This window comes from Halobacteriovorax sp. HLS, from assembly GCF_004006665.1.
GTDB lineage: Bacteria > Bdellovibrionota > Bacteriovoracia > Bacteriovoracales > Bacteriovoracaceae > Halobacteriovorax.
Genome location: NZ_QOCL01000014.1, coordinates 1 through 12,794, shown reverse-complemented (window position 1 = coordinate 12,794; position 12,794 = coordinate 1). Strand labels below are relative to the sequence as shown.

13 protein-coding genes are annotated in these 12,794 nt (G+C 35.8%); all 13 read right to left on the bottom strand.

Annotated elements, in window-relative coordinates; genetic code table 11:
* Positions 1–16 precede the first annotated feature (16 nt).
* The 13 genes from truA to DPQ89_RS14135 all read right to left on the bottom strand — a co-directional run bounded on the left by truA (position 17) and on the right by DPQ89_RS14135 (position 12,625).
* Positions 17–787, bottom strand: coding sequence for a tRNA pseudouridine(38-40) synthase TruA (gene truA, locus DPQ89_RS14195; protein WP_164848430.1), 771 nt, complete (start codon positions 785–787; stop codon positions 17–19).
* Positions 774–1,745 (bottom strand): hypothetical protein, encoded by a 972-nt coding sequence (locus tag DPQ89_RS14190; protein ID WP_127717692.1) that lies wholly within the window; start codon positions 1,743–1,745, stop codon positions 774–776. Before DPQ89_RS14190 ends, truA begins: the two co-directional genes overlap by 14 nt.
* Complete coding sequence (pssA, locus tag DPQ89_RS14185; protein ID WP_127717691.1) at positions 1,723–2,478, bottom strand: CDP-diacylglycerol--serine O-phosphatidyltransferase; 756 nt, start codon at positions 2,476–2,478, stop codon at positions 1,723–1,725. Before pssA ends, DPQ89_RS14190 begins: the two co-directional genes overlap by 23 nt.
* Positions 2,479–3,099: a hypothetical protein gene (locus tag DPQ89_RS14180; protein WP_127717690.1), complete on the bottom strand. Its 621-nt coding sequence runs from the start codon at positions 3,097–3,099 to the stop codon at positions 2,479–2,481.
* A 49-nt stretch (positions 3,100–3,148) separates the two neighbouring features.
* Complete coding sequence (locus DPQ89_RS14175; protein WP_127717689.1) at positions 3,149–3,766, bottom strand: hypothetical protein; 618 nt, start codon at positions 3,764–3,766, stop codon at positions 3,149–3,151.
* On the bottom strand, positions 3,763–5,334 hold the full coding sequence (gene rseP / locus DPQ89_RS14170) for an RIP metalloprotease RseP (RefSeq protein WP_127717688.1): 1,572 nt from the start codon (positions 5,332–5,334) through the stop codon (positions 3,763–3,765). Before rseP ends, DPQ89_RS14175 begins: the two co-directional genes overlap by 4 nt.
* Before the next feature lie 5 nt (positions 5,335–5,339).
* On the bottom strand, positions 5,340–6,164 hold the full coding sequence (locus DPQ89_RS14165; RefSeq protein ID WP_127717687.1) for a phosphatidate cytidylyltransferase: 825 nt from the start codon (positions 6,162–6,164) through the stop codon (positions 5,340–5,342).
* 8 nt (positions 6,165–6,172) lie between these two features.
* On the bottom strand, positions 6,173–6,928 hold the full coding sequence (gene uppS, locus DPQ89_RS14160) for a polyprenyl diphosphate synthase (protein ID WP_127717686.1): 756 nt from the start codon (positions 6,926–6,928) through the stop codon (positions 6,173–6,175).
* Positions 6,928–7,485: a ribosome recycling factor gene (frr, locus tag DPQ89_RS14155; RefSeq protein WP_127717685.1), complete on the bottom strand. Its 558-nt coding sequence runs from the start codon at positions 7,483–7,485 to the stop codon at positions 6,928–6,930. Before frr ends, uppS begins: the two co-directional genes overlap by 1 nt.
* A gap of 14 nt (positions 7,486–7,499) precedes the next feature.
* On the bottom strand, positions 7,500–8,207 hold the full coding sequence (gene pyrH / locus DPQ89_RS14150) for a UMP kinase (protein WP_127717684.1): 708 nt from the start codon (positions 8,205–8,207) through the stop codon (positions 7,500–7,502).
* 78 nt (positions 8,208–8,285) lie between these two features.
* On the bottom strand, positions 8,286–9,173 hold the full coding sequence (tsf, locus tag DPQ89_RS14145) for a translation elongation factor Ts (protein ID WP_127717683.1): 888 nt from the start codon (positions 9,171–9,173) through the stop codon (positions 8,286–8,288).
* A gap of 31 nt (positions 9,174–9,204) precedes the next feature.
* On the bottom strand, positions 9,205–9,996 hold the full coding sequence (gene rpsB / locus DPQ89_RS14140; RefSeq protein WP_127717682.1) for a 30S ribosomal protein S2: 792 nt from the start codon (positions 9,994–9,996) through the stop codon (positions 9,205–9,207).
* Positions 9,997–10,171: 175 nt separating this feature from the next.
* Positions 10,172–12,625 carry a DNA translocase FtsK gene (locus tag DPQ89_RS14135; RefSeq protein ID WP_127717681.1) on the bottom strand — a complete coding sequence of 818 codons (2,454 nt, stop codon included), beginning with the start codon at positions 12,623–12,625 and terminating at the stop codon, positions 10,172–10,174.
* Positions 12,626–12,794 lie beyond the last annotated feature (169 nt).

Sequence of the window (12,794 nt, the reverse complement as noted above, 5' to 3'; positions counted from 1 at the left end):
TAGAATAGATATATTTTTAATATTTAACACTGCTTAAATAGAGCCCTTGCGGCGGTGCGACAGCAGCTAGTTTTGAACCATTTGGACTTTTTAGTTTTTGCTGGAGTTGTTCAATTGTAACTTTGGACTGTCCCACATTCCATAGAGTTCCAACCATCAATCTAACCATTTGTTTTAAAAAGCCATTTCCAGTGACTTCAAACTGATAGTACTCATTTAACAAATCCGAGAAGAAATCTCTATTTTCTATTTTCTTTATTGAGCAGCTATAAATCTCTCTCACAGTACTCGAAACTTCTGTTCCCGTTGTGTAAAAGTCGGAAAAATCATGTTTTCCAATGTAAGTGGCACAGGCCTCACTCATTAATTTTTCATCAAGTTGCATATTACTAAAATAGACAAGTTGCTCTAGATGAGGATTTCTTCTTCCAGTTGTCGAAAATATATATCGATAAGTTTTTTCTTTGGCATCAAAGACAGGGTTAAACCCTTCATCACTTAGGTCACACTTTAAACACTCAATAGAACTTGGTAAGTGCGAATTTAACGCCTTTAATAAAGACTCAGGAGCGATTTCAAGATCAATATCAACTCTTGCAACCTGCTCTAAAGCGTGGACTCCACTATCAGTCCTACCAGAGCCTATAGAATGAACTTTATCGCTTTTAGAAATTTTTCTAAGAGCGAAATCAAGCTGTCCTTGAATTGTATTTTCGGAATGGGCCTGCTTCTGCCATCCTTGATAACCAAATCCGTTGTAGCGTAAGACAAGTTTATAAAAACTCAAAAGTAACACCTATTCCATATGAAATTCCAGATATCTCAATATTATCCGCAAAACCTGAATAGTTCTGAGTTCTCATCATTAAATCAACCGACATAAAATTTACTTCGTGGAACTTGTAATACTCAAATCCTTTATCCGGCATCATATAACTCAGATTCAATTTAAGCTTGGCCTCACCAAAGTAGCCGTAGCCAACTTGAGTTGTTGTCTTTCCTTCTTCTTTGGCATCTCTATCACTTCTATTTTGTCTCAAAACCATTGCCGAAGGACCGGCAGCTGTAGTGAATTTAACTGCTCTACCAAGAGGAATTTCCATCAAGAACCTAAAATCAACAGGTATCGAATAGAGATTAAAGTTCATGTCACTGACAGTTCCATTAGCAGAAAAGATACCTTTACCTGTGGCATAACCTAATCCACCACCAACACCGACTCCAAAGTTCACAGCACCTTTTGAAATATAGAAATCACTCGAGAGATTTAGTGATCCACCTGTCGCTCCCGAGTTAGACTTAAAAGTAGAATCATAAATTCCTCTTGAGTCAGAATAGTCAAAATTATTCATATAGAAATCAACTGCAAAAGAAAATTTAGACTTATTCACTAGAGGTCTGAGAATCATCTCATTTGTTACAGTTTTATATTCACTAGTATCAAGGCCACTAAATGGAGCATTAGCATTAAACTGAGTTGGTGAATCTTGACCGGCAACAGATTTTCCATACTCACCTTGTCCAGGAACAAGGGGAGACTGCTCATCGACTTTTATATTTTCTAAGGGAGAATCATGTGCACCAGTAATATGAGCAGACTGCCCAGATTGGTTTGGATCAAATTGATCCGTCTCAGTTCCAGGAACAGCTTGGCCAGCATCCTGTCCGAACTCCAATGCAAAACTAGAGTGCGGAAAAATCAGTAAGAGTAAAAAGAATAAATTAAGAATCTTCTTCGTTTTCATTTTCGTTCTTCCATAAAAATACATCCTCAAGTGCTCCCTTATGAGTGATGAAATAAATAAGTCCACCTATGACATATGCTCCAATAAGAACACCTATCATTAGCTGCTCATAAGTAAATATTGCAGCAAGGACTAAGAATATTATAGCAAGAACTCGCTTCTTGTGGGTTTTTACCCATGAAGAATTTTTAAAAGAATAGAAAGGAATATTGGAAATCATTAAAATTGAATACAAAACGACATAAATTGCAGTAATTGGTGTTAAATCTCTTATCGTTGAAAACTCTAAAGACAGAAGAACATATCCAACAAGACCGAGCGCTGCAGTCGGAATTGGTAATCCTTGGAAATAATCACTACTTACTTTTTCAATATTTGCATTGAATCTCGCTAGCCTAAGAGCTCCACAAAGAAGGTAAATAAAAGAAATAACCATACCAAGACGGCCAAGTTCTTTAAAAAAGCAGTTATAAACAAGAAATGCCGGGGCCATTCCAAAAGAGACCACATCGCTAATTGAGTCGAACTGCTCCCCAAATTGTGACTGAGTTCCAGTCATTCTTGCAACACGACCATCAACAGAATCAAAAATTGCTCCCAATAAAAGTATCATGCTCGCATTATAAAACTGCCCATTCCAAGACATAATAATGGATGCAAAACCGCAGGCCAGATTTAAAGCTGTAAAAGTATTTGGTAAAAAGAACGCTAATTTCTTTGGTTGATCAATCATTTAATCCTCAATTTTTTTAGGAATACCGGCAAGGACACCCTGACCAGCAACGACTTCATCTTTTTCGTTAATTAAAACTTCAAGTGAAGATGGTATATAAACTCTTACCTGACCACCAAATGGTAGGTAACCAAAATTCATTTTTTGCTTTCCTCTATCTCCAGGAAGCACAACAATTCGAGGCAGAAGTCTCAATATATTTTGTCCAACGGCAAGACCAATCTCTAATCCATTAGTCATTTTGAATACAATTAAATGATCTGGACATTTCTCGCAACTCGAACGAACTTGCTCAACTTCAGAGGTAGCGGGAAAGAATAAACCTAACTCTTTCCAAAAGGGTACTTGAATCTCTACAGACGTAAAATTCTCACCGAAGAATTCATGAGATGTATTCTTTAGGACTTTATTAACTTTTCCATTTACAGGAGAAAATACTATATCTTCAGAGACACTTGAATCTTCTTTTAAATCTTTAGAAGAACTTCTAAATACAAGAACAAAAAATGTCATTACTATCGCAGCAGCAACAAGTCCCATAATTCCTAAATTTGCAGTTAGAAAAACTAGGAAAAATAGAAATAGAAAATATGCCCACTTAGGTAAGTATGTAAGTTTCATGGAGTAAATCTAGCAGGTAAATCGATTAATGTCACTGAAAGGTGATATCCTAAGGCTTAAGACTAACCGTAAACTCATTCTCTAAGGACCTGTAATAAAAAGGCTTTTCTCGAGACTGACTCTTTGCAATAAACGAAAAGAGCCTCCTCGCATCTTTTTTTACTAAATCCCCCGTAGAGTTAGGAATTTCTGGAAAAGATTGCGAAAAGTGAGTCCAAAACTCTCCAAGCTCACCACCAAGACTACTTTCGAGCTGAGGTAGTTCACTTTCTTTATGAAGGCTTTTCTTTGTTTGCTCACCTCTCCACTCGTAGAGAAATATTTCACCTTTAAACGCTCTGGAGATCCACGCGCCTTTATCAATTCCTAAAATCTGTGGAATGACAAAGTGATAGAAAGAATAAATTGGAATATTTTGCCACTCAAGAACCTGGGAGATGCCTTCAGACATTCTCATTCCTGTATAAGAACCAGGCCCTGCAATTTGAAATAAGGCCTTAATCTCTTTTATCTTAAGGCCATTTTTTTCGAGTAAATTATAAATCTTAGAATGAATTGAAGCCGAACTTTTCTTATCAGTCGTTTCAATAAACTCTATCCATTCGTAGTCACTATTTAACAGGCCAAGAACTAAATGGTCTGACGTATCAATAAAGAGGTAGCTCACATTAAAAATCTCACAAAATCATTAAATATTGCACCCATCATTAACATCAGCAGAATCGAAAGGCCAAACTGTTGAGCTATTTCCATTTTACGTCTAGATACTGGTCCCCCATTTATTACTTCTAATATAATAAATAAGATATGACCTCCATCTAAAACTGGAATTGGAAATAAGTTAATAATTCCTAAGTTCACAGAAATAAGTGCCATCAACTGAAAAAAGTAGGACAAGCTCGTATTAAAGGAATCAGATGCAACTTTTCCTATTGCAAGTGGACCACCAATATTTTTAAGAGATACATCTCCTACAATCAATTTCTTAAATGAATCAACTGTCTTTACAATTGTGTCCCAAGTTCTTGAAAAAGATCCTAGAAAAGATCCAATAAGCCCTTTCGAAGGTGTATCAACAAATCTCATTCCTTGGAAAACACCACTTGAATAAACCCCTATAAGCTTAACTTTCTTCTTCCCTTGAGGTTTTACATCGGGAGTGAGCTGAACTGTTTTTACTTTACCATCTGCAAGAAGAGTAACTGAAACCTCTTTCTTGTCTATCTTTTGAAGGTTTGCTCTCAGGACTTCAAAGCTGTAGATATCAACTCCCTCAAGACCAAAGATAACATGTCCTCCCAAAATTCCGGCCCTTTCCGCAGGAGATTGCATGGTAATACTTTTTACAACCATATCTTTTGGAAAGATTCCTTCTTTTCTAAAGAAGCTAAAAAATTCAGACTCATTCTTAGAATTAACTGAATATTTTTTGTGAAATGGTCTCTCTTCGAGAACTTCCAGCTTCCCTAAATCCGTGTCCTTTCCAATTTTATAAAGATACACATCAGAAAGATCAGACCTCTCAGCAATTTCATCAAGAGACATATTCCAATCAACAGATTGATCAGAAAAAGAAACTGCAAATACCTGCCCTTCGACAGTAGTTAGAACTGGTCTTCGAAGAAATGGGGGATAATTCATCATTTCTTCAAAAAATTCTTCTCCCTCCATGGCCACAGGAAAAGTCTTATTCTCACCATAACGGGAAATAGTAACACTTCTTATTCCACCATCCTGCAAAACAATATCAGAAGGATTAGTAACATCATTTCCATTTACTTGCTTTAGAACATCACCTGTTCTCACACCAATTTCATAAAATTTTGTTTGCTGAGCGACCACCCCAACTTTAAGTTCCGGTAGTTTCTCTCCACCGAGTAATAGAAAAAAGAAAATAACAAAGGCCATAATGAAATTCGCGAAAGGACCGCCAAAGACAATCCAAAATCTTGCAAATTTACTCTTGTGTGTAAAACTAAACTTTCTTTCCTCTTCTGGTACAGCATCTTTATTTAGAGGATCATCTCCAAACATTTTAACATAGCCACCTAAAGGAATTAGTGAAAGTGCGTATTCAGTATCGCCTCTTTTAAACTTAAATAATTTGGGACCAAAGCCAATAGAGAAAACCTCTACTCTGACGCCAAATAATCTGGCAAAGAGAAAGTGTCCAAGCTCGTGAAAGAAAACGAGAGGTCCGAGAAATAGTACAAAAATAAGAATTTTTTCGATCATTTTAATTATCCAAAATAAAAATACTTAATTGCCGTGGCAAAAAATGGAGTTAAGAATATCAGACTATCAATTCTATCATAAACTCCTCCATGCCCAGGAATTAAATTCGAACTATCCTTAATGTCACACTGACGTTTAAGTTTTGACTGAATTAAGTCCCCAATTTGAGACATAATTCCTAAAAAGACAAAAAATACGAAAATTTGGATATTCATACTTCCAAATAACAAATGATAAGCTATTCCACCTACAAAGCCAGACGTAAGCGCTCCACCAATGAGACCCTCAACAGTTTTATTTGGACTGACTTTTGGCCATAGTTTATTCTTCCCAAATCTTTTTCCAAAAAACCAAGCTCCAGTATCCATTCCAAAATTAACTAACATTAAAACTAAAACCAGAGACACCCATTTGGAATAATGAAAAATAGAAGCCAGTGACATAAGAGGCAATAGAATCATTACAGAAGTCACATATGGAAATCTCTTATTAAGATAAGAAATTAATTTAGAATCTATATCTATATAAAAGAGATAGATTAAGAGTAAGAAGTTAAAAATAATTCCAGCATTAACAAATATTTCAAACAGATGTGGTGAAACATCTAAGAAGTTAAGATAAGAAAATGGTGCTATAAAAATGATCTGAGAAATTACGTAATTTAAACTCTTTCTACTTCTTTTAAAAAAGTTACAAAATAATTCATCTATACAAATTACACCAACGACTAGCAGTAGTGCTAAAGTCGCTTGAGTTCCAAAGTATATAGAAAGGCCTACAATAGTAACAAGCACAAGTGCTGAAGCAATACGTTTTTGTGTATTTGTCATTCGAGATCCTAAAAATTAGTAATTATTTCCCGATTCTCTTTAGCTTTAGACTTTGAGCTCTCAAGACTAGATGGGCAAATATTCCCAAACCGTCTCTCTCTACAAGATACAGATTCACAAATTTTTCTAAATTCAGATCTTGTAAAATCTGGCCAACGAGTTTCCGTAAAAAACAATTCAGCATAGGCCGATTGCCACAGAAGGAAGTTAGATATTCTTTGATCGCCACCTGTTCTAATCATTAAATCAACATTACCAAGTTCAGGTAAAAGAAGATAAGACTCAAGTAGCTCTTCGGTAATTTCCTTACCAGGATTTTCTTTTATAAAATTATTTGTGGCCTTAACAATCTCATCTCTTCCACCATATCCAAATGCGAATGTTAATTTGAGCCCAGTATTATCAGCAGACTCAACTTCCAATTGACTAATTAACTGCTTAGTCACTTCTGGTAATTTAGAAGTATCACCCATTACTTTAAACTGAATATTATTTTGCAAGACTCTCTTTCTTTCAATCAAAAGAAACTTTCTCAATAGCTTAAATAAAACAGTCACTTCAGTAACAGGTCGACTCCAATTTTCAGTCGAGAATGTATAAAGAGTCAAGGCCTTTGCTCCTAGAGCATCCGCCTCTTCAATGATATTTGACACTACTCTTGAACCTCTAATATGACCCCACACTCTAGCATGTGAACGAGACTCGGCCCAACGACCGTTCCCGTCCATAATGATAGCAATGTGGTTCAAAGAGTTCTTAGTCATTATAGAGTTAGCATCTCTTTTTCTTTAGCATCAACAATAGCATCAACTTCTTTTACAAATTTGTCCGTTACTGTTTGAATATCAGCTTGAAACTTTTTAGAGTCATCTTCACCGATCTCTTTATCTTTTTCAGCTTTCTTTACAATTTCATTTTGATCACGACGTGAGTTTCTAATCGCAATCTTAGCTTCTTCACCAAACTTCTTAACATCCTTAACTTGCTCTTTTCTTCTCTCTTCCGTCAACGCAGGAAAAGGAATTCTAATCAAGTTACCATCGTTAGAAGGTGTTAAACCAAGATTTGCACCAAAGATAGCTTTCTCTATTGCTGCAATCATTGTTTTATCAAATGGTTGAATCTGAAGCAGTCTTGCCTCTGGTGTACTAATTTGGCCAACCTGACTAACAGGCGTAGGAGAACCATAATAGTCAACACTTACACCATCTAAAACATTTGCTGAAGCTCTACCAGTTCTAACTTTAGTTAACTGATACTTCAGTGACTCAATTGACTTACTCATCTGAGTGTTCAAAGTTTTTTTAATTTCATCAATCATATTATTTACCTCAACTAATTTTTAACCGTAGTACCAATCGCTTCACCAATAACTGCTTTTTGAACATTACCTCTTTCAAACATATTGAAAACAATAATTTCAATCTCGTTATCCATACAAAGAGAAATGGCAGCAGAATCCATTACCTTAATCCCTTTATTTAATACATCAATATACTTCAATTGATCAAACTTGACAGCGTCTTTATGCACCATAGGATCTTTATCATATATACCATCAACTTTAGTTGCTTTCATAATAACTTCTGCATCAATCTCGTTAGCACGCAGCGCAGCAGCCGTGTCAGTAGTAAAGTATGGATTTCCCGTACCTGCTGCAAAAATAACTACTCTTTTTCTCTCTAAATGCCTAACTGCTCTTCTGCGGATATATGGCTCTGCAATTTCCGCCATTCCAATTGCTGTCATTACTCTAGTATCAACTTCTTTTCTCTCTAAGCAGTCATGAATAGCAAGAGAATTAATAACTGTAGCAAGCATTCCCATGTGATCAGAAGTGGTTCTATCCATTCCCTTTGTTGCGCCTGCAACTCCACGATGAATATTCCCACCGCCAATAACAATTGCAACTTCAACACCCATTAACTGAAGATTTTTAATCTCATCACAGATTTGATTAAGAACATCACTACAAATTCCATCACCTTCACCACCCGCAAGGGCTTCACCAGAAAGCTTTAACAAGATTCTTTTATATTTCACAGGATTCTCTCTTAGTTGAAAATTGATCAAAAAAAAGGGGTCAAATATGACCCCTAATTACAAAAAAAAATTAATGACTTACTGTCCGCTAGTCATTTTTGCTACTTCATCAGCAAGGTTATCTTCTTTCTTTTCGATACCTTCACCAAGATTTAGCTTATAAAAAGATTTAACTGAAATATTTCCACCAACTTTTCCTGCTACATCAGCAACAAGTTTTTTGATAGTAAAGTCAGGATCTTTAATAAATGGTTGCTCAAGAAGACATACTTCTTTTGCAAGTTTACCAAGTTTACCTTGAACAATTTTTTCAATCATTGCTTCTGGTTTACCTTCTTCAATTAATTGAGCAGTGTAAACAGCAGCTTCTCTCTTTTTAAATTCTTCATCAATATCGTCTCCACTTAAGAAAGTTGGAGCTGCTGCAGCTACGTGCATAGCGATATCTTTTGCAAGCTCAAGAACTTCAGGAGCGTCTGCTTTATCAGTATCAAGATCAACGATTACACCAATCTTTCCACCGTGGTTGTAAGAACCTAGTAAACCGCTTGTTGAGACAGCAGAGAATCTTCTGATTTCTACTTTCTCACCAACTTTCATTGTAAGTTCAGTACTATCTGCACTCTTTGCTTCTCTTAATTCCTCAATTGAACCTGGCTTATTAGCTAGTGTCCACTCAGTCATGTTTTTAGCAAATCCTTGAAAGTCATCACCTTTTGAAACAAAGTCTGTTTCACAGTTAACTTCAAGAACTACACCGTTATTACCTTCAACTAAAGTTACAACAGTTCCTTCAGCTGCAACACGGCTAGCTTTTTTAGCAGCTTTTGCTAAACCTTTAGTTCTTAAGTAATCAACAGCTGCTTCTAGGTCACCATTAACTTCTGTAAGAGCTTTCTTACAATCCATCATTCCAGCGCCTGTTTTTTCTCTTAGATCTTTTACATCTTTTGCAGTAATTGCCATCTCTTTATTCCTCTTAAAATTATTTTTCTAATTATTCTTCTTTAAGGTCGATATCATTTTCGTACTTAGAAATAATTTCTTTCTCAAGAGATGTATCTCTAGCACCTGTATCTTTAGATAATTTTCCAGACTTCTTAGCTTGTCCTAAACCTTCGTTTACAGCACTTGCAAAGTAGTCAGAGAATAAAGTTACAGATTTAATTGCATCATCATTTCCTGGAACAACATAATCAATTCCATCTGGGCTACAGTTTGTATCTGTAATTGCTACTACAGGAATTCCTAAAACATTTGCTTCAGCAATTGCGATTCTTTCAGAGTTTGGATCTACTACGAAGATTGCCCCTGGAATCTTTCTCATATCTTTAATACCACCAAGGTTTTTCTCAAGCTTGATAACATCTTTTTCAATTTTAGATCTTTCTTTCTTAGTTAAAAGTCCGAAGTCACCTGTTTCTTTCATCTTTTCTACTTTTCTAAGCTTATCAACTGAAAGAGTAATTGTTTTATAGTTTGTAAGCATTCCACCTAACCATCTATAAGTTACGTGATTAGCACCACAACTGATTGCTGCGTTTCTTACTGTCTCAGCTGCTTGTCTCTTAGTTCCTACGAAAAGAACTGGCTTACCTTCAGAAGAAACTTTCTTTAAAAAATCATATGCTTTTTGAGCAGCTGGAATAGTTTTACCTAGATCGATAATGTAGATTCCATTTCTTTCACCAAAAACATATTTCTTCATTTTTGGATTCCACTTATGAGTCTGGTGACCAAAGTGCGCGCCTGCTGTTAATAGATCTTGGATACTTAATTCTTTAGACATGTTTACTCCTAGGTTGGTTAGTCTAATCCCTCAAGCTACTTAAATTAGTAGACCGTCCCGAGAGGGAATGTTTTTTTGCATAATTGCATTTGACTTGGATAAATAACACATTAGAACAGATGATTCAAGCGACAAATAGTCCCCCGAATCATAATTTTATGTTTATTGATCGGCGCTAGAGAGATTCTCCAGCACTAATAACTTTTCTTGGTTTAGAGCCTTGAGCTGGCCCAACAATCCCTTTTGACTCCATCTCTTCAATTAGGTTTGCTGCTCTATTATAACCAATCCTTAGTCGTCTTTGGAGCATAGAGGCTGACGCAGAGCGAGATTCCATAACAATTTGTAACGCTTGGCTATACATATCATCAGTTGATTTATCGCCTGATGAAGATGAGACATGCGAACCATATGTATACTCATCTGTTTCAACTTCTCCACCATTTTCAAGAAATTCCATTGCATTCTCATTAAATTCTTGAGGAATTTTACAAAGTTCATCAGTTAAAACTTCTATTTCAGCTTCATCAACAAAGGACGAATGCACACGAGTCATCTCTACACCACGCTTATAAAGCATATCTCCTTTTCCTAATAGCTTTTCTGCTCCCATCTTATCAAGAATTGTTCTCGAGTCAGTAGAAGACGTAACCCTAAATGATACTCTTGTAGGAAAGTTAGACTTAATAACACCTGTAATTACATCCACAGAAGGTCTTTGGGTCGCAAGAACAAGGTGAACACCAGCAGCCCTTGCTTTCGCAGCAAGCCTAGCAATATTCATTTCAATTTCTTTGCCGGCCTTAGTTAAAATTAAATCTGCAAATTCATCTACAACAACAACTAAACACGGAAGCTCATATTCATCGGCTCCAGAGTCTTCATAATACTGGTGAATTTTTGCAATCATAGCTGGACCAGCTGTTTTAAGCTTTTCATTAAATCCAGCAATATTCCTAACCCCAAACTCTTTTAAGATCGTATATCTTCTTTCCATTTCTTGAACACACCACAATAGTGCTATGGATGCAGTCTTAGCATCTGTCACAACAGGCATTGCTAAATGAGGAAGCTTGGCATAAACAGCAAGTTCCAACTGCTTGGGATCTATTAGTACAAGCTTCATCTGTCTAGGTGACTTTTTTACAAGTAATGAAACAAGTAAAGAGTTGATAAAAACAGATTTACCAGCTCCCGTTGCACCGGCCACAAGCATATGCGGCATTGCTGCTAGATCAACCACAAATGTTTCACCGTAAGCATCTTTCCCCATTGCTACAGGTAACATTGTCTTTGAGTCTTTAAACTCTTGCGTATCAAGAACTTCATCTAAGTAGATAATTTCTCTAGGATTACGAGGAACCTCAATACCAATAGTGGTACGGCCCTTCATAGGATAGACTATCCTTATAGGTGCCCCATAAAGGGCCATAGATAAATCTTCTGAGAGATTGTTAACTTTAGATACTTTTATTCCAGCGCCTAATTCAAGTTCAAAAGTATCGACAACAGGACCTTTGAGGACATTTATAATTTTCCCGTTTACAGAGAACTCATTCAACTTATCTTCTAAAATATCAATAATCTCATCAAAATATTTATCGTCGGGATGTCCAACCCTGCGTACTTCTTTGGTTTTAGATACCATCTTAACTAAATCATAATACTGACTTTCTACTTCACTACCGGCCTTAGAGTTCTTTAACTTAAATGGTGAGTTTGAACTGGCCATTCTTACTTGGCCTCCACCAGGAGCAACTTTATCTTCATTTATTACTGAATGACTAACCTTTTCAGAATCGGAAGTGGTTGTGACATTATCAGAACTGGATTTATCGTCCTCATTATTAATCTCTGAAACATCTTCAATTTCCCCATAAACACTCTTCTTAAAGAATTTTGCAAAGCCTGGAGTTGAAGATTTATCATCTTTTTTATCTTCATCATCCTTAACAGTAGTATCGTCAGAATCACTGCCTTGAACAAAAGAAGGAATTTTATTTTCCTGCTCTGCCTCACCCTTCAACAAAAGAGGAACTTTAGTCTTAACTTTTGAAATAAGACCATCACTTTTAATCTGTAATCTATCATTTAACTCAGAAGGTCGTAATTGCTTAGAGGCAGACGAGATTTTAGTTGGCGCCTCTTTTAAAAACTCAAGAATAAGAATGAGACTATTTTTAAAAGAATGTCTAAATGCACCGGCGAGAAAAGCAACTATACAAAAAAGAGTACTAAGGAAGATCATCATCCCAGAAAAATTCTTATCAATAACATGAATTATTCCATCCCCCATAAAGGTTGGAAAAATTAGATATGTAAGAAATAAAAAAGAACCTAACAGTGTGAATACATTGAAAAAATCTAGTCCTGAATCTCTCTTAGAAAGTACAAAAGTATATAGAAGACCAAAGAGAAAGAAAGGAACAAAAATCCAAGGGCCAGAATAATAACCAACCAAAGCAATAAATGTATTCAAATAATAACTAAAATAATTAACCTCAGTTGTATTTGATGAGATTAGAAAGAAATTATCTGGAAGCACATCCGAATAGTAAAAAGCATAAAATGCAATCAGAGTGATAAGAAATAATGTAACTAACTGTGTCTTTAAAATTTTTGATACCATAACTAATTGTAACTCGTTAGCCCGCTCTATCAAAGACAAATTATAAAAAAACAAAGAATTTAAAATCTAAAAAAAAGGCAAAAAAAAAGCTCTTCCGAAGAAGAGCTTTTTTATAAAATAATGGGTGCATCGTGCTATCCTAACACCAAGTCCCCCTGGCACTACTTTC